The organism is Dysgonomonas sp. Marseille-Q5470, assembly GCF_951230145.1.
Taxonomy (GTDB): domain Bacteria; phylum Bacteroidota; class Bacteroidia; order Bacteroidales; family Dysgonomonadaceae; genus Dysgonomonas.
Window position 1 is genome coordinate 237,706 of record NZ_CATNVE010000003.1, and the last position, 19,004, is coordinate 256,709.

General features: G+C 37.7%; 16 protein-coding genes and 1 pseudogene. 8 read left to right on the top strand and 9 right to left on the bottom strand.

What is annotated here, in order from left to right:
* Positions 1-243 precede the first annotated feature (243 nt).
* The 4 genes from QOX35_RS07040 (at position 244) to xylE (ending at position 5,566) form a co-directional block, all read left to right on the top strand.
* On the top strand, positions 244-960 hold the full coding sequence (locus tag QOX35_RS07040) for an NUDIX hydrolase (protein ID WP_135103868.1): 717 nt from the start codon (positions 244-246) through the stop codon (positions 958-960).
* Between the two features lie 33 nt (positions 961-993).
* Positions 994-2,475, top strand: a complete 1,482-nt coding sequence (locus tag QOX35_RS07045; protein WP_283686322.1) for a xylulokinase — start codon at positions 994-996, stop codon at positions 2,473-2,475.
* 33 nt (positions 2,476-2,508) lie between these two features.
* Positions 2,509-3,837, top strand: a complete 1,329-nt coding sequence (xylA, locus tag QOX35_RS07050; RefSeq protein ID WP_135103870.1) for a xylose isomerase — start codon at positions 2,509-2,511, stop codon at positions 3,835-3,837.
* A 172-nt stretch (positions 3,838-4,009) separates the two neighbouring features.
* Positions 4,010-5,566 (top strand): D-xylose transporter XylE, encoded by a 1,557-nt coding sequence (xylE, locus tag QOX35_RS07055; RefSeq protein ID WP_283686323.1) that lies wholly within the window; start codon positions 4,010-4,012, stop codon positions 5,564-5,566.
* A 74-nt stretch (positions 5,567-5,640) separates the two neighbouring features.
* Here the strand turns inward: xylE and QOX35_RS07060 are convergent, their stop codons facing one another.
* The 8 genes and pseudogenes from QOX35_RS07060 to QOX35_RS07095 form a co-directional block, all read right to left on the bottom strand.
* Positions 5,641-6,753: an ABC transporter permease gene (locus QOX35_RS07060; protein WP_283686324.1), complete on the bottom strand. Its 1,113-nt coding sequence runs from the start codon at positions 6,751-6,753 to the stop codon at positions 5,641-5,643.
* 5 nt (positions 6,754-6,758) lie between these two features.
* The gene (locus QOX35_RS07065) at positions 6,759-7,865 is read right to left on the bottom strand and encodes an ABC transporter permease (protein WP_283686325.1); all 1,107 of its coding nucleotides are present in this window, start codon (positions 7,863-7,865) and stop codon (positions 6,759-6,761) included.
* Between the two features lie 4 nt (positions 7,866-7,869).
* Positions 7,870-8,601 (bottom strand): annotated as a pseudogene (locus QOX35_RS07070) (ABC transporter ATP-binding protein); the annotation flags it as partial.
* An 8-nt stretch (positions 8,602-8,609) separates the two neighbouring features.
* Positions 8,610-9,524, bottom strand: a complete 915-nt coding sequence (locus QOX35_RS07075; protein ID WP_283686326.1) for an ABC transporter ATP-binding protein — start codon at positions 9,522-9,524, stop codon at positions 8,610-8,612.
* A 3-nt stretch (positions 9,525-9,527) separates the two neighbouring features.
* Entirely contained in the window at positions 9,528-9,731 is a 204-nt protein-coding gene (locus QOX35_RS07080) for a winged helix-turn-helix domain-containing protein (protein WP_283686327.1), read from the bottom strand.
* Positions 9,732-9,742: 11 nt separating this feature from the next.
* The gene (locus tag QOX35_RS07085; RefSeq protein ID WP_283686328.1) at positions 9,743-10,642 is read right to left on the bottom strand and encodes an HlyD family secretion protein; all 900 of its coding nucleotides are present in this window, start codon (positions 10,640-10,642) and stop codon (positions 9,743-9,745) included.
* 57 nt (positions 10,643-10,699) lie between these two features.
* The gene (locus QOX35_RS07090; RefSeq protein WP_283686329.1) at positions 10,700-11,965 is read right to left on the bottom strand and encodes a TolC family protein; all 1,266 of its coding nucleotides are present in this window, start codon (positions 11,963-11,965) and stop codon (positions 10,700-10,702) included.
* A 10-nt stretch (positions 11,966-11,975) separates the two neighbouring features.
* Positions 11,976-12,596: a TetR/AcrR family transcriptional regulator gene (locus QOX35_RS07095; RefSeq protein WP_283686330.1), complete on the bottom strand. Its 621-nt coding sequence runs from the start codon at positions 12,594-12,596 to the stop codon at positions 11,976-11,978.
* 375 nt (positions 12,597-12,971) lie between these two features.
* Here QOX35_RS07095 and QOX35_RS07100 point away from each other — a divergent pair, with 375 nt between their 5' ends.
* The 4 genes from QOX35_RS07100 to QOX35_RS07115 are packed head-to-tail and all read left to right on the top strand — an operon-like array spanning position 12,972 to position 15,249.
* On the top strand, positions 12,972-13,478 hold the full coding sequence (locus QOX35_RS07100; protein WP_283686331.1) for a GFO_1088 family ECF-type sigma factor: 507 nt from the start codon (positions 12,972-12,974) through the stop codon (positions 13,476-13,478).
* A 1-nt stretch (position 13,479) separates the two neighbouring features.
* Positions 13,480-13,908, top strand: a complete 429-nt coding sequence (locus tag QOX35_RS07105; protein ID WP_283686332.1) for a PG0215 family putative anti-sigma factor — start codon at positions 13,480-13,482, stop codon at positions 13,906-13,908.
* Between the two features lie 11 nt (positions 13,909-13,919).
* On the top strand, positions 13,920-14,405 hold the full coding sequence (locus tag QOX35_RS07110; protein WP_135103881.1) for a DUF6108 family protein: 486 nt from the start codon (positions 13,920-13,922) through the stop codon (positions 14,403-14,405).
* Positions 14,406-14,409: 4 nt separating this feature from the next.
* On the top strand, positions 14,410-15,249 hold the full coding sequence (locus QOX35_RS07115) for a hypothetical protein (RefSeq protein ID WP_135103882.1): 840 nt from the start codon (positions 14,410-14,412) through the stop codon (positions 15,247-15,249).
* Between the two features lie 93 nt (positions 15,250-15,342).
* Here QOX35_RS07115 and QOX35_RS07120 read toward each other — a convergent pair whose 3' ends face one another.
* A complete protein-coding gene (locus QOX35_RS07120) occupies positions 15,343-18,852 on the bottom strand; it encodes a bifunctional proline dehydrogenase/L-glutamate gamma-semialdehyde dehydrogenase (RefSeq protein ID WP_283686333.1) in 3,510 nt (1,169 codons plus the stop codon).
* Between the last annotated feature and the right edge of the window lie 152 nt (positions 18,853-19,004).

Below are 19,004 nucleotides of genomic sequence, written 5' to 3' on the forward strand. Positions count from 1 at the left end.
GTGGGAATTAACATATAGGCTTTCGGGCTTATATGTTAATTTGTTTTCGTGTAACGTATTTATTAATAGGTGTTTATTAATGTGTAAATTACAATATCTACCTTATTCTTATTGTATTGTGTATGATATGTAATCAATTGTAATACAAATATTTAACTAAAAATTAGTGTGGTATTGTTGCTGTGTTTTAAAATGAAGTTATATATTTGTACTTAGTACAATAAGTTTTATAGCCGGATTACCATGAAAATAAACTTCATTCACACTTATGTCTCTGTCGATTGCGTTGTGTTCGGATTCGAGAACGACAAGTTGAATATATTATTGGTACAGCGTAACACTGATAAAAGAAGGAAAAAAGACCTGAAACTTCCCGGAAGCCTTATATATGACCAAGAAGATGTGGATGACGCTGCAAATCGTGTTTTATTTGAGCTTACAGGGATAAAGAGGATGTCGTTAAAGCAATTTCGTTGTTTTGCTTCACCGGGCAGATCCAATAACCCGGATGATAGAAAGTGGCTCGACACAGCTTATCAGCCAAATATCAATCGCCTGATTACTGTTGCGTATTTATCTCTTTGTAAGGTGGATCGGAAATTGAATAATGTTTCGAAATATAAGCAAACAGAATGGTGTCCGATTGATAAAATACCACAAATGCCATTTGACCATAATCAGATCGTGAAAGAATCACTCGTAGAGATCTGCCGATGGATAGAATACAATCCTGTTATAGTTTTTGAGCTCTTACCTCAGAAGTTTACGATAAGTCAGTTGCATAAACTGTATGAAGCAATATATAATAAGAAAATTGATATACGCAATTTCCATAAGAAGGTAGCAGCTATGAGTTATGTTATTCCTTTGGAGGAGAAACAAAAAGATGTATCTCATCGTGCAGCCCGTTATTATAAATTTGACAAAAAGGCTTATAATAAGTTGAAAACAAGTATATAATCGATTAAAAAAACATAAAAACACTCATCTATCATGTATTTATTAGGATATGATATTGGTAGCTCTTCGGTAAAAGCTTGTCTGGTAAATGCCAGCACAGGTAAAATTGTTGCTTCAGACTTTTTTCCGAAAGAGGAAATGAAAATTACAGCTGTAAAATCGGGGTGGGCAGAACAAGAACCTGCCGACTGGTGGGCAAACCTGAAACTTGCACATCAATCTGTGATGCAAAAGTCGAGAGCAAAAGGAGACGATATACAAGCTATCGGTATTACCTGGCAAATGCATGGGTTGGTGCTCGTAGATAAAGATAAAAATGTACTCCGTCCCTCTATAATATGGTGCGACAGTCGTGCTGTACCTTATGGCGAAAAGGCATTTAAAGCCATCGGTGAGGAAAAATGTCTGAGTCATTTGCTCAACTCTCCGGGTAATTTTACTGCATCTAAACTAGCGTGGGTAAAAGAAAATGAACCTCATATCTATGAAAAAATAGATAAACTGATGCTACCCGGTGATTATATCGGGATGAAATTAACAAATGATATCGTTGTTACTATCGAGGGAATGTCAGAAGGCATCTTCTGGGATTTTAAGACAAATACGTTATCTGAAGATGTACTGAATCACTATGGAATACCGAAGAGCTTTTTCCCTGAGATAAAACCTATTTTTGGTATACAAGGCTATGTTTCATCTTCGGCAGCCAAAGAACTTGGTTTAAAAGAAGGTATCCCGGTTTCTTATCGGGCAGGCGATCAGCCTAACAATGCTCTTTCTCTCAATGTGTTTGAGCCGGGAGAAATAGCTTCTACCGCCGGAACATCGGGTGTTGTATATGGAGTCTTGGATCAGCTGAACTATGATAAACTATCGCGTGTAAATACTTTTGCGCATGTTAACTATACGCCGGAACAAATCAGACTTGGAGTGCTGCTTTGTATCAACGGAACAGGTATTCTTAACTCATGGCTGAAACGAAATTTGGCTCTTGAAGGCTTATCGTACAGCGATATGAACGCTCTGGCTACTCAATCACCTATTGGAGCGAAAGGTATTAGTATTATTCCTTTTGGTAATGGAGCCGAGCGTGTATTGGAAAATAAAGATGTTAATTGCTCGATACATGGAATCAATTTTAACATCCATGACAAGAAAGATATTCTTCGTGCAGCACAAGAAGGTATCGTGTTCTCTTACGAATATGGTATGGAAATTATGCGCGAGATGGGTATGAATATTTCTACAGTGAAAGCCGGATATGCGAACATGTTTCTAAGCCCGATTTTCTCGCAAACACTAGCCAGTGTAAGTGATGTGACTATCGAGTTGTATAATACAGATGGTGCTGCCGGAGCAGCTAAAGGAGCTGGTATTGGTATAGGGCTTTATGCCACACCTCAGGAAGCTTTTGCTTCTCTCGAAAAATTAGCAGTCATAGAACCTGAGAAAGATAAGAGAGATCAATATAGGGAGGCATATCAACAATGGCGTAATCTTGTAACTAAAAAATAAAATTATTAATCATTTAAAATAAAAACTATAATCATGGAAATTTTAAAAGGAACAAAAGAATTTTTTCCGGGTATTGGAAAAATCAAATTTGAAGGAAAAGAAAGTAAAAATCCGTTAGCATTTCGTTTTTATGACGAAAACAAAGTGGTAATGGGAAAGACCATGAAAGATTGGACTCGTTTTGCAATGGCATATTGGCATACACTATGTGCTAATGGTGGCGATCCATTTGGTGGAGCAACTATTCATCACCCGTGGAATATCGGAGACGATGCTATCAGCCGTGCAAAATATAAAATGGATGCAGCTTTCGAATTCATGACCAAAATGGGAATCAACTATTATTGCTTCCATGATGTAGACTTGGTAGATGCAGGGAATTCTTGGACAGAATATGAAAAGAACTTGCATACAATAGTAGACTATGCAAAAGAAAAACAAGCAGCTTCGGGAGTAAAACTTCTTTGGGGTACAGCAAATGTTTTCAGCCACGAACGTTATATGAATGGTGCTGCAACAAACCCTGATTTTAATGTAGTTGCAAGTGCGGGAACTCAAATAAAGAATGCTATTGATGCTACTATCGCTCTTGGCGGATCTAATTATGTGTTCTGGGGAGGTCGTGAAGGTTATATGAGCTTGTTGAATACCGACATGAAGCGTGAAAAGGATCACTTGGCTCAAATGTTGACAATGGCTCGTGACTATGCTCGCAAACAAGGCTTCAAAGGTACATTCCTTATCGAACCTAAACCAATGGAACCTACTAAACACCAATATGACTTCGATACAGAAACTGTTATCGGCTTCCTTCGTCACTATGGTTTAGACAAAGATTTCAAAGTGAATATTGAGGTTAACCACGCTACTCTTGCAGGTCACACATTCGAACACGAATTGCAGGCTGCTGCTGATGCGGGTCTATTAGGTAGTATAGATGCTAACCGCGGAGATTATCAGAATGGTTGGGATACAGACCAGTTCCCTCTCGATATCTATGATTTTGCTCATGCATGGTTGGTATTGTTACCGTACGGTGGATTAGGAAATGGTGGTGTGAACTTCGATGCTAAAATACGTCGTAATTCTACAGATATGGACGATTTGTTTATTGCTCATATCTCAGGTATGGATGTGTTTGCTCGTGGCTTATTGGTTGCTGCTGATATTCTTCAAAGCTCAGATTACAACAAATTACGTAAAGAGCGTTATGCTTCATTCGATGGTGGAGAAGGTAAAGCTTTTGAAGATGGCAAGTTAACTCTTGAAGATCTACGCACAATTGCACATAAAGTTGGCGAACCTAAGCAAATAAGCGGTAAGCAAGAGCTTTATGAGGCTATTGTAAATATGTATATCTAAACATATAACTAGGGATTGTTTTTAAAAGTAATAGCATTCTTATCAAAAGTTCCTCACTTTTGTCATTCTGAGTGTAACGAAGATTTTTCAATTCACTTCGTTCGATATGACAACTAGAAAATATAAATTGCTTTTAAAACAATCCCTTTGTTCCTTAAATAATTATTGACCAATGAAAAATGAAGCGAGTAAATCATATACGCTAAAACTGACACTGATTGCCACACTGGGTGGATTGCTGTTCGGTTACGACACGGCAGTTATCTCAGGTACGGTAGAGTCGCTCCGTCACTTTTTTATAGAGCCGATGGGATTATCATTGAACGAGGCCAATGCAATGGAAGGCTTCGTGATAAGTAGTGCTCTGATTGGCTGTATCTTTGGTGCGGCTATGGCAGGTTGGGTAAGTCAGACTTTTGGACGTAAAAAAGCATTGTTTGCTGCGGCTATTTTATTTCTATTAGCAGCAATAGGGTCTGCATGGCCCGAAATAGGTTTCCAGATGCCTAGTGCAGGAGATCACTCTTTTGTATATCATTTTGTTTTTTATCGTATAATCGGTGGTGTAGGAGTTGGTATAGCTTCGATGGTCTCTCCTATGTACATCGCAGAAATAGCACCTCCCAGCAAGAGAGGTAGCCTTGTAGGACTCAATCAGTTTGCCATTATATTTGGTATGCTGGTAGTATATTTTGTAAATTATTTTATAGCAAAACAAGGAGACACAGAGTGGCTTCATACAACAGGATGGAGATGGATGTTTGCTTCGCTAGCTATTCCATCAGTCATATTCTTCTTGTTATTGTTTATTGCACCCGAAACACCAAGATGGCTTGTGATGAAAGGTCACACCGCAAAGGCAGAAGGTATTCTTACCAAGCTTGTAGGTAGCACAATGGCTAAGCAGGAAATGGTAGAGATAAGACAAAGTTTTGATAATGAAGAAACAGCATCATTAAAACCTTATTATCGTTTTATGATGACATGGCTTATCTTATTTGTTGTGGGTCTTATTTCGCTATCGTTAGTCGGAGTTTCAAGTGCGTTGGAAATCTCTATGATAGCCAGCTTTGTAATAGCATTGTATGTTCCTGTTAAATCTTACGGATTCCTGATTATAATGACAGGCGTACTTTTATCTGCATTTCAGCAATTTGTGGGTATCAATGTTGTGTTATACTACGCTCCCGAAATATTTAAGAGTATGGGATCGGGTACAGACTCGGCTCTGTTACAAACTATCATAGTAGGTATTATCAATCTGTCGTTTACAGTATTGGCTATTATGACTGTTGATAAATTCGGACGTAAGCCGCTGTTGATTACAGGAGCTTTAGTGATGGCAGTATCTATGCTTGGCTTGGGAACATCTTTTTCTCAAGGATTACCCGGTACATTGAAACTTGTGTTTATGCTTACATATACAGCCGGTTTCGCTATGTCATGGGGACCTGTTTGTTGGGTTATGCTCGCAGAGATATTCCCTAACTCGGTACGTTCGAGTGTGATGTCTATTGCTGTAGCTGCACAATGGGTATCAAACTTCTTAATCTCTTGGACATTCCCTATCATGGACAAGAACGATACATTAGTAACTATGTTCAATCACGGATTTGCATACTGGGTATATGGCTCACTTGCCGTTATTGCTGCATTATTTGTATGGAAACGTTTACCTGAAACAAAAGGTAAGACGTTAGAAGATATGGAAAAATTATGGAAAAAATAGAATAACATTTTGAATGTTAAAATAGGTTGATAAAGTAGGAGGTTTGTTGTGATAATAAGCCTCCTCCTACTTTTTTAGTTTGTCTTTTTATAGCTGATGATAGCCCAAGTATTGAAAAAAACTACAAATCCCAGTAATGCAAACATCTGTGTGGTTAAGTCCATAAATACACTACCCTTGAGATAAACCATTCGCATCACTTGTATGAAATACTTCAAAGGATTGAAGATCGTAACAATCTTAGCCCATTCAGGCATACTGCTTATCGGAGTAAACAGACCACTCATCAATATCAGAATCATTATAAAAAAGAACATCACGAACATAGCTTGCTGCATGGTATTTGAATAGTTGGAGATAACCAGTCCGAATCCGGATACCACCAGAATATAAATTCCCGAAAAAAGATAGATTGTCAACAGGCTGCCAACGGGTAATATATTATAGACAAATGCTGCGAACCCAAAACAGATAGTAAGCACCGTGAATCCGATAACCCAGTACGGAATAAGCTTTGCTAAAATGAATGTAAATTTATTTACGGGAGTTACGTTCATCTGCTCTATTGTACCCATTTCTTTTTCGCTTACAATGTTTAGTGCCGGTAGAAAGCCGGTTAGCAGTGTAAGTAGTATTACCATCAATGCCGGAACCATAAAGACTTTATAATCCAAATTAGGATTGAATTTGTACTGAGGGACGACGTTGATAAGGGGTAATGCTCCACCCTCTCTTTTGGGAGACCATTCTTCTCTGATATCCGATGAAAAATCGGATAGTATAGCACCCATATATGAAGAGCTTAGTGAGCCTTTCACGCCATTGACCGTGTTTGCTGATATCATAACATTAGCCACTCCTGTTTTTACGAGGTTTTTCTCAAAATCGGGTTGTATTTCGAGTATAACATCTGCTTTACCCGACTCTATACTATGCAAAGCTTTATCACCCGATGAAGAGACATCCGTAAGATGAAAATATCCGGATGAGGTTGCCTTGCGGACTAATCTTTCGGAATAGCTGCTGTGATCATTATCAACAATACTTAGCTTAATGTTTTTTATCTCCTGATTGGCAGCCCAAGGCATAATGAGCATCATCATAATTGGCATGCCTATGATTAATCTCGGAAGAAATGAGTTCCGCATAATCTGTTTAAACTCTTTTTCGATCAAAAATTTTATCATGATAATCAACCTAATCTAACTTTAAACTTTTTCAAACTTATTGTAATCAGTAATATGAACATAGATACGAGAATAGCCATATCTTTCAATATAAATTCGACACCTACGCCCTGTATCATCAGTTTTTTTATGGCATCGATATACCATTTAGCAGGAATAATATTTGATATCCATTGTAGTACTTCAGGCATACTTTCTATCGGATATATCATGCCTGATAACAACATGACGGGCATCATAAAGCCCATTCCCGAAATTAGCATTGCTGTTACTTGCGTATTTGCAATAGTAGATACAAACAGCCCCAGCGATAGTGCTACCGCAATAAATATGAACGATATTGCAGCAAGCCAAAACAAGCTTCCGGCTACAGGTACTTTGAGGACGAAATATGATAATAACAATATCGAAGTGAGATTCACTACCGATAGCGTAAAATATGGTACTGCTTTAGCCAGAATGATATAAATAGGCTTTATCGGCGAAGCGAGCAAAACTTCCATTGTGCCCATTTCTTTTTCGCGTACAATGGCTATAGATGTCATCATGGCACATATCAGCATAAGGATAAGTCCCATAACGCCGGGTACGAAATTGTATGCGCCTTTTAACTGAGGATTATACAGCATTTTTACTTCGGGTACTATGCGGAAAGGAACGTTATACTCACGCATCAATTCTTGTTGATATGACGATATTATATTTGTAGCATACCCTGTTTGCATAAGCGATTGATTGGGGTCTGTAGCATCGGCTATGAGTTGTATAGAGGCTTCTCCTGTATGTAACAAGTTGTTGTTGAAATTTTCTCCGAATACAACTACCATATTTACTTTTCCTTGCCTGAAAACCTGTTCAATATCATCGGAACTGTTCAAAACTTGCGAGACTGTAAAGTATTCGCTTGCTTCAAGTTGTTCGATGATGCGCTGTGTTGAAATATCCTTCGAGAGGTCGAATACTGCAATCTCTGTATTTTTGAGCTCTGTGGTTATAGCAAAGCCAAATATAATGATCTGCACAATGGGCATTCCCAGCAAGATCAGCATAGTGCGCTTATCGCGGAATATATGGTAGAATTCTTTTTTTACAAAAGAGAGAAATTGTTTCATAATATCAATTATCAGAGCGTTTTGCTTTTCGTGCCAGTTGTTGGAAAACTTCATCCATATTTTTGGCATTGAACCGGTGGCGCAGATTCTTTGGTGTATCCAACGCTTCTATTTTGCCATCTACCATAATTGAAATACGATTGCAGTACTCGGCTTCGTCCATATAGTGGGTTGTAACAAATACAGTAATTCCTCTGTCGGCAGCCTGATATATCAGTTCCCAAAATTGTCTGCGGGTAGCGGGATCTACTCCACCTGTAGGTTCGTCCAGAAATACAATTTTGGGTTCATGGAATATAGACACAGAGAAGGCAAGCTTTTGTTTCCAACCCAACGGTAATTCCTTTACCAGTGTATTCCGTTCTTTTGCAAAGCCCAGTTCCTCCAGTTTTTGGGCGGTTTTAGTTTCAATAGCCTTTTCTTTCATTCCGTATATTCCTCCAAATAGCCTGATATTTTCCCATACTTTCAGGTCTTCGTACAAGGAAAATTTTTGACTCATATAGCCGATGCTCTTCTTTACAGCTTCTTGTTCCTTCGATATGTCGTATCCGGCAACGAAGCCTTTCCCCGAACTTGGATAGCTTAATCCGCAAAGCATACGCATCGCTGTGGTTTTGCCTGCACCATTAGCTCCTAAGAATCCAAATATTTCACCTTTTTCTACACTAAAAGATATATTATCTACAGCTGTGAAATTCCCGAATTTCTTTGTCAGTTTTTCTGTATGTATAACCGTTTCGTTCATTGTTTTTCGTTTTGAGCCAATAGCATGTAACAATCTTCTATACTTGGATTTATCTCGTGTATGTCAATGCCTGTATGTCCGCTGTTTGCCAGATATTCATTCAGTTTATTTATAGAGAAATCTTTATTTACTGTGATATGGTGTACTTCTCCAAACGCAAAACATGTTTTTATCATACTATGATTTCTGAGGTCTTTTAGGAGTTTATACATATCATCAGACTGTACAGACCATAATATCTCGGGATATCGTTTTATTATATTCTGTGGTGTTTCTACATCGAGGAAAGACCCGTTTTGAATAAGAGCTATACGATCACAGAGCTTAGCCTCGTCCATATATGGAGTGGATACAAGTATCGTAATATTTTGCTCCTTTAACATCTTAAGCATATCCCAAAATTCTTTCCGCGACACAGGGTCTACTCCTGTAGTAGGCTCGTCCAGAAATAGGACGGCAGGCTTATGTATCAATGCGCAGCACAATGCCAACTTTTGTTTCATACCGCCGGATAGTTTTCCTGCTTTTCGATCCTTAAAAGGCTCTATTTGTTGATATATATCTTTTATCAGGTGATAATTTTCCTGTATGGTTGTATTAAATACCGTAGCAAAAAACTCTAAATTCTCTTCCACGCTTAAATCCTGGTAGAGCGAGAATCTTCCCGGCATATAGCCTATTCTGTTCCGTATTTCTTTATAGTCTTTCACAATGTCCAAACCATCTACCCTGGCATTGCCACTATCTGCAAGCAGCAAGGTAGTAAGTATCCTGAAAAGGCTTGTTTTGCCGGCACCATCGGGTCCTATAATGCCATATATCTCTCCTTGCTCTACATCGAAGCTTATGTCGTTGAGAGCCTGTACAGATATATAGCTTTTTTTTATATTTTGAACTGAAACAGCTTTCATATTTTATGCATTCAATTCAATGTACAAGTCATCATCTTTCTCCATATAGTTAATCTTATTTTCTTTAGATAACCATCCAAGAGCCAGATAAATATACATTTCTCTATAGCCTGTTATTACCTCGAGATCATGTATCGTAAGCATCCCTTTTTCGGCAAGCGTATCACAAATAAGTTTGGTGTCACTATTTATCAGCTCTTTCAACATAGCTTTGTGTTTTAATTCAATTTTAACTCTCCGTACATTCCATACTTTAGATATCCATCGTTCTTTACAGCTACTTTTACGGCATATACCAAATTAGCCCGTTCGTCTCGAGTCTGTATTGTTTTAGGAGTAAACTCTGACTTATCCGATATCCAAGTTATAGTTCCTGAATATTCTTTCATTTCTTTCTCTCCAAAATCTGCATATACTTTTACGGCTTGTCCTATTTTCACTTGAGTCAACTGGCTTGCAGTAATGTATGCCCGAAGGAACATGTGTTCGATGTCTGCTACTTTAAATAAAGCTCTTCCCTGTGTTGCAAGTTCTCCTTGTTCTGCATATTTAGACAGGATAGTCCCATTGATAGGGCTACTGATAATAGATTTCTGTATCTGGTCATTTATTTGGGCTACTTGCACACTCAGCCCTGAGCTTTGTTCCGATATGTTTTTGTTCGAATTTTCTAATAATTCCGTTTGTGCAGTTAACTGCCTTTCAAGAACAAGTATCTGTGCATTTATATCATCTAATTGCTTTTGGTTTGCAGCGTTTGCCTTTACCAAGTTCCCGAATCGTTTTTGCTCGTTTTTCTGGGTTGCAATTTGTTGCTTTATAGCTGCTATCTGTCTTGGTATATCTACACGTCCGCTCTTTATTGCACTTGTATTAGTCAGTAATTGCATCTTTTTTAGATATAATTGTACGGTGTCTATATATCCGAGAGCTTTTCCTTGTTCTACTTGTTGCCCTTCAATGAAATTGAGCCGCATAATCTTTCCGTTTGCTTCGGCTGATACAATTACCTCAGTAGTCTCAAAAACGCCGGATGCATCATAGTTTCCATTTCCTTTTCCACAAGCTGTAAGCAAGAGTATGATGCTTGCATAAACTATATTTTTTGTTGCTTTCATATATTATTTTTCATTTGATGTAGAGAGAAAAGTATATCGTTGTTTCTTACTTCTTGTTTAATTGTTCGTTGTATATTTTAAATTGTAAATAGCTTGGAGCAATTCTATCTCATGTTGTATTCTGTCTTGCTTTGCAAGATCTTCTGCATTTACATCACGCATGAGGTCAATGACGGTTGATGTTCCGTTTGTCACCTTTGCTTCGGTTGCCCGCTTTACATTGTTGCGAAGGGTGATTATATCGTCATCATATTTTAGCAAGTCCTTATTTTTGTTTATTTCGTTTTGTTCTTGAGAGGTTTCCAAACTTGTATTGAAAAGAAATGTTTCTCGTGAAGTTGCAATATTATCCTGATTGGTTTCTATTAGTTTTCTGTCGTTTTTTTGTGTGTACAAGCTTCCAAAATTCCAAGACAAGCGTATTCCTCCGATGTAATATGCCGAGAAATCATTATTGAGCATATTCAGCGCAGGTTTTCCATACCCACCTGTGAGGAATAGTCCCAATTTGGGCATGTAGCCGGCTTTTATTGCTCTCTTCTGCGTTTCTAGATTTACTAATTGTGCATCGAACAACTCGAGCTCAGGTCGTTTTACTTGTGATGATATGGTCAAATTGTCCGCATTCGGTTTTGGCAGGATGATGTTTTCGTTTAGCTTTTGCCCGATAAGAATACCTAGCATGTCCAAATAAGCTTTTTTATTGGAAACGATCTGCGCCTTATTTTGTACAGTTTTCAGTTGCTCCACTTTTATCGCATCCAAGTCTGATTGATTCGCTATTCCATTGGTTATATAGCTTGATATCAGATCAAAATTTCGTTGTAACTCTTCTTGCAAAAGAGCGTTCTGCTTCAACCTTGCATCGAGGAGTAAGATGCCAAAGTACATTTGATTTACCTGATAGACTATCTTATACATATCAACGTCCAGCTGTTTTTGTTCAGCATAGGATGATGCTTTTGTGATATCTTTTTTGCTGCTTATTACGCCTCCGTCCCATATCGTTTGGGTAACATCTATTGTAGCAGAATACTGATCTTTGCTCAGCCCTTTGATATCTATGCCCTGAATATCAATAGGAATTTTTGTCACTTCCGATTGATAAGAGGCTTTAGCCGATAATGAGAATTGAGGTAAATAGCCTTTTCCGGCATTTGAGAGATTATACTCTTTCGACCGCTCAATCAACCCGTACCGTTTTATAAGCGGATAATTTTCTTTTGCCATTTGCTGACATTGCTCTATGGTAAGTGTGCTTTGAGCAAAAGCCATAGCAGAAAAGAAAAGCGAATATGTGATGATGATTAATGATTTTTTCATACTTATTCTATTATTCATCTATTTGAAGCATCATTTTTATCCATTGTGAAATTAATGCTTTTCGTTCTTCTATAAATATTTCATACTCTTTTTCTCCGAAAGGAGCATGCAGGTTCATTAATAAAGGCTTTCCTACGATAGGAAAAATGGACATAGATACTATATTTATAAAAATCTGAAGTGGTGTTACTCCTTTTATCCCTTTTTTGTCTATTTGTTCCTGTATCTGTTTAAATAGGAAATTATTTGCGATAGATTTTCCTTTAAGCCCCACATTTTCTATTATTTTGTGAGGATTGGCTTGTATTTCACTTAGTACAAATAGGGGTAAATTTGGATTCTTTGAGATAGAATCTATATAGCGTGCGACAATCATGTCTATCTTATCAGAAAGATTAATATCTTCTGCGTTTACAAGATTTACTATTAGTCCAAACATTTCTTGTAAACTTTCTTTCATAATTATATCAAAAAGCTTTTCCTTACTCCTGAAATAATAATTGAGCAAGGCAAGGTTTATTCCCGCTTCTTCTGCTATGTCGCGAGTTCGGGCTTGCCCATATCCTTTTTCATGAAATACTTTTCGGGCTGCATTTTTTATTTTTTCTTCTGTCGAAATATCTTTTTCCATTTTGTGATGTATTTCTTTTACTTCTTAATCGAGCTGCAAACATAGATTAAAATATTGATTTAATCAAATGATCAAATATTATTTTTAAATACTCTAATCAAATTATTTTAATTTGTCTGTTGTAATGTTTTTATAAATAAATTTGTCTTATATAAGTAAGTCGCTTATAAAAAAGTAACAGAAAAGTGACAAGTAAAAAGAGTGAAATAAGTGTCACTTTTGTCACCTTTTTATTTTTAATTTATTTGTATCCTGTTGTATATGTTCTTATTATGTTGGTTTTTCGGCAAGGTGATAATTGAGGTGTTTTTGGTGATATAATTAAAATGTTACTTTTTATGTTACAAATTTCAGTGTGGTTCGTTATCTAGATACATGGAGTTAGAAAAGTTCAAATCGGATGTTGTACCTCTACGCAACAAGCTGCAGAATGTTGCAAAGAATATGCTGGCTAATGAGGTAGATGCTGAGGATGCTGTTCAGGAAACCTTTTTGAGGTTATGGAATCAGCGATCTCAGTTGAGCAATCATCCTAATGTTGGTGGATTTGCAATACAGACGTTGAAAAATATATGTATTGATAAGTTGAGGGCGGAGAGGCATAATGTTTCGCTCGATGGTATATCCATTGCCGGAAATTCGATAACTCCATATACATTTACTGAACAACAAGACAGTGTGTTGATCATCAGGAATATTATCGACTCTTTGCCCGAAACTCAATGCCATATTATAACATTGCGAGATGTAGATGGATATGAATTGGGCGAAATCGCAGCAATTATAGGCTCTGAGGAAAGTACTGTAAGGGTAAACCTTTCGAGGGCACGTAAGGCTGTTAGAGACAAATTTTTGAGTATGAATAATGTAATACGAAAATAGGATGAGTGATATAGATTTGCTTTTAGAAAAATACTTTGAGGGGCAAACTACCCTGAAAGAGGAAAGTATCTTACGAAATTATTTTCGTCAGTCCGAGATCGAAGATCGGCATAAGGTATATGCACCTATGTTCAACTATTTTTCAGCAGAAAGAAAAGAGGTTGCCGTAGAAAAGAAAAAGAAGAAAATACCTTTTTATGTATGGATAAGTGTTGCCGCTAGTATATTATTGATAATAGGTATCAGATCATTCAATTCAGTATCGGTTGGCAATGATATGGGCGGAACATTTGTATATGTTGATGGAAAGAAAGTTACGGATGAGGCTGAGGTCAGTGTTGCTGCACTCAATTCTATTCGCGTTGTATCAGAAGTCGATAATGATGTGGTGAGCACCCAAATCGGGATTTTGGATTCTTTTACTGAATAAATTAGAAAATTATGAAATATAAAGTGCTGATGTTATATTGTTTATTGCAGATTGTATCCATGTCTGCTTTAGCACAAGATCACCTGAATATAAAAAGCATATTTGACAAATATGGCAAACAAGAGGGATCTGTGCTCGTACAACTATCGTCCGACATACTTTCACAGGGCAGTAATATTACTTTTTATAAAAGTCTTATTATGAATAATGATGTAGCCAAAGAAAGAGACGTTCTCAATCTCCTGAAACTTGATATAGACAAAAATGTGATAGTATCGGAGGTTAAGAAAAATGGAAAAGTAGAGTCGGGGACATATTATGTAGGCAAAGACAAATCGGGCAAAACAGGTGAATATATTTTGTATAAGAATAAACCTGATAAGATAACAATCGTTTATCTGAAAGGGAACTTCCCACCCGCAAGGCTTGACTCGGAGCTGAAAAAATTGAAAGATCTTTTTATTTATGTGAATGATAAACGTTTAAAAATACAATAGTAATATGAAAAAAATAGTTGCGTTCTTAGCTTTTTGTTTTGTTGTAATATCCGCAAATGCCGATGAGATTGTATTGCAGGATACGATAGTAAAAACAGTACAGATCATCAAGGAGATAAATAGGAATACAGGGGATACCGTTATTGTATCTACGACAGAAACTCAGGAGTTAATACCCAAGGATGATAACGAGAGCAGTGTTCTTTACAATGGATCGACCTACAATTTTATCTTTTCGTGGAATAAACGAAAAAGTTTGAGTTCTCACTGGACAGGATTCGGTATGGGATTTATGAACTATAGTGACAAAGATATTCCTTTCGGAAAATTAAAAATGAGTAGCTCTCATAATTTCACAGTCAACCTTTTTGACTTTCATAAGCAGATAGGGAAAACCAATTGGTTATTTGTTAGTGGAATAGGAACAGAATGGTCTCGTTATCATTTTGATGATAATGCCGCTTTGACACAAGTGAATGGCGTTACGTCTTTTGTTCCTGCTCCGGAGGGTGTTAATTATAAATCGACAAAGCTATTGGCATATTACATAACTATTCCTCTCTTGTTGGAATATCAGGTATCAGATTTTCATATATCCGGTGGGGTAGTGGGCTTCTTCAAATACTATTCCAAATCGCAAGTTAAATATTATGAAAACGATAAAAAGCAAGTCGTGAATATGGGGCGCGATCTGAATATACGTCCTATAGATATGAGATTGAGGTTGCAAGTTGGGATAAGGGATGTTAGTGTATATGGTTACTATGCTCCATTCTCGATGTTTGAGAAAGATAAAGGGCCTGATCTGAATACTTACACCATCGGCGTTATGCTAGGTATATAGAGATTGATTGTTTAGTCATTCCCAATGAAAAAAGAGCCCTTTAACCTAATAACCTAGGTCGGGGGCTCTTCTCTTCATTCAAAAAAATTGGACTTATTTATTATCTTCACCAAAGATGCTACCGTAACGATGGTATTCGTAAGCAATACTTTGTTCTTTCAAATAGTGCAACAGTTCGATACGTCCTTCAATTAATGGCTTGTCGGATGCAATATGCTTTCCTAATTTTGCTGCTTTCCGATAGATTGCATCAGAAAGGTCTGAGGTACAAGTGCGGACACGTTCGTATGAATCCATTTCTTCTACAAACTTTTCTTCGTCTTGTATCTTGATGTGGACACCTGACAGCATGCTTGACGCCTTTTCTATAGCCTCTAATTTTTCGTCGCTACCCGAAATGCTAACTACAACAGGAGTTCCCGATCTGTTGGAAGCTAACAAAATTAACAGAATATCGCACAAAGAGTCTGATTCTTGTATTCGCAAACCTATACTCTTGAGAGGTAAATAACGGAAGATGTTTTCTTCACCATAAAGATGATTAACATCTCTTGCTTTCGAGAATTCATTTAGCCACGCTTTTGAATAACTGTCGTAAGCGAAGTTTAGGCGAGCCTTTTCTTTTATATCAGTCAGAAGATCACCTATATTGTATTTATATTCAGATCCACCCGTTACATCTTTTTCTGTGAATTCGACAAAGCATGATACATAATTAGGACCTCCGGCTTTGATACCTCCGCCAAAGGCAGAACGTTTCATTCCTCCAAATGGTTGACGGTTTACGATGGCTCCGGTTATACCTCTGTTGATGTATAGATTTCCGGCCTCAATACTGTTTTTCCAGAGATCGTGCTCTGCTTCATCCAGACTTTGCAATCCGGCAGTAAGACCATACTCTGATGAATTGGCATAATCTATTCCTTCTTTCAATCCGTCTATGCATACAACAGATAATAGAGGTGCAAACAACTCATTCTTAAACGTAAAGCTACCCGGTTTAACACCCCATTTTACAGTAGGCTTGAGTATATATTTCTTATCATCCAAAAACTCCGGAGCTACGAGCCACGATTCGCCCGGTTCGAGATTGTTGATGGCATGCATCAACTTATCGTTGTCGTTAGTTATCATTGGGCCTACCATATTCATAGTATCCCATACACTACCTGTACGCAGGCTTGTTACAGCATCTCGAAGTTTCGATTTGAAGTTTTCGTCGTTGTATATTGTTTTGTCTACCAGGAATAGAGAACATGCCGAGCATTTTTGTCCTGCATTTCCGAAGGCTGATGATACCACATTTTGTATGGCATGATCTTGATCACCATTGGCGGTGAGTATGATTGCGTTCTTGCCGCCTGTTTCTGCCGATAATGGAGTCTTAGGATTGTTTTCTAATAGTCGGAATGCTGTATCAGTACCTCCGGTAAGTATTATATGTTTCACGGATTGATGAGCAGTAAGATAGTCTAACGAAGAGCGATCTGCACTGCATACAACTTGTAACGCATCTTTAGGTACACCCGCATTCCAGAAGCATTTTGCAAACTCCCATGCTATTGGTAGTGCTACTGTAGCAGGCTTTAGGATGACTGTATTTCCTCCGGCTAAAGCAGCCGCAACGCCACCTACAGGGATTGCAAGGGGGAAGTTCCAAGGTGGAATCACCAAGATGATACCCTTTGGTTTGTACTCAACAGTACTTAGTCCTGCAAACTGCTTCATCGTAATCGGATAAAAGCGGCAGAAGTCGATAGCTTCAGATACTTCTACGTCTCCCTCTCCGAATGTCTTTCCGGTGATAGCTGCCATACATCCGATAAGATCTCCTCGCTTGATACTTAAATTTTCGGCTACTTGGTGGAGTATCTCATTTCGTTTGTTTACATCCGTTTTTCTCCAGCCCGATTTGTCTTCTTCGGCAATACTTATTATTTCTTTTATCTGATCGAGTGACGATAGATTTGCTTCGCAGAAACAAACCTGATCATTTCGGCTGCGATCATAGTACTTCTTTTTGTGTTCGGTAATAACTTCTTTATCTCCTATCTGAACAGGTACAACAAAGTTTTTGTCGTCTACAAGCGTACCCCATTTGCGCAGTGCTTCTAATGCCCATTCTCTATTTGCACCTAAGTCAAGATCGGTGTCGGGTTCGTTATGGAATACATTTATATCTACAGGGATAGGTTTTTCTTTCCTATTCTGTGTCCTGAATGATTTTGGAACTATACTATCTTTCAACTTATATGCTTCGAGGAACTGATTTGTTAGGAAGTTCCACTGAGGACTATCAAGTTTCAGGTTGAATGAATAGCTAAGGAAGTTGTCTTTTCCTGTATTTTCATCCAGACGTCGAACAAGATAGGAAATAGCATTAAGGAAGTGAGCCTTTTTAACTACCGGGGTGTACAGAATGATTTGTTTATTCAAACCTCTTATTACTCGCGGAAGATTGTTTGCCATTCCCTCTAGCATTTCGAAAGTGACACAATCGCCAACGCCGTTCTTTTCACTAAGCAGATAGGCATAAGCAATACTAAAGAAATTGTGCGATGCCACACCTACATGTAATGCTTTTGCATTTTCGGGCTCTAAGGCTATGTCAAGAATGTGCATATAGTTGGCATCTACTTCTACTTTTGTAGATAGTATAGGATTTGGCCAGCCTTTTAGTGAAGATACAATACTTTCCATCTGAAGGTTTGCTCCTTTTACCAAGCGCATTTTTAATGGAGAGCCTCCTTCGGTCACACGCTTTTTCGCAAACTTCAATAAGCGTTCCTGAAATAATCCTGCATCGGGTAGATAGGCTTGTATTACAATACCTGCCATGTAATTCTTGAATTGAGACATGCTCAATACTTCTTCGAATACATCGAGCGTAAGGTGTGTATCTTTATATTCTTCCATATCCAGATTCACAAATTTAGGTCGGGTTACTCCGTCCTGATCTGTATATGGATAATCTATTGCTTGCTGGTAAATTGTTGCGACTAATTCGCAAAGCTCTTTTTTGTTTTGCTCGTAGCTCAGTGAGTGTATTTGAGCATATATACCCGATAGCTTGATTGAAATGTAATTTATATCCGGTTCTTTCAACGCTTCCAGGTAATGTTCGTATCTGTTCCTTGCTTCGCCGTCGCCAAGAACAACTTCACCTAATAAATTAACATTCTGCCCTATTTTGGAATTCCATCTGCCTGATAAATGTCCTGTAAGTGTAGGGCGTTCTTCCGCTATGATTATTTTATTAGTCTCTTCACGCAATCTTCTATTGAATAAAGGAACTGCTATTCCCGGAGCCAGAGAACCAAAGTTCATAAAAAGTTTTAGCTGGAGCCGATCGAATGAGCTAAAGAAATCAGGAACGCCATATTCGTTGATAAGCTCTTTCATTCGCTTAACAACAAGTTTTTTATCTCTTATCTGTGACGATTCGTCGAGCATTTTAGATAAGACGGTTTTATTAGAAGGTGTTTGAATGAGTGAAGCAAACTTTTTTTGCTCTTTGACTTCCTCCGGGGTTAACTCTTTTTCTGCTCTTACGAGAAAGTCTTTTGCCCATTCAAGGACTTCTTTAGTCGTGATTTTTTCCATAGGTGTATATGCTGTTAACAAGGTTTTATTTAGAAACCTAAAGTTATATCAAAAGCTTGATAAAATGACTCTGATAAGTGAAAAAATATCACAATTTTAAGAGTGGTGGCTATAAAACAATAGAAGGCTCTTAATTATTTAATTAAGAGCCT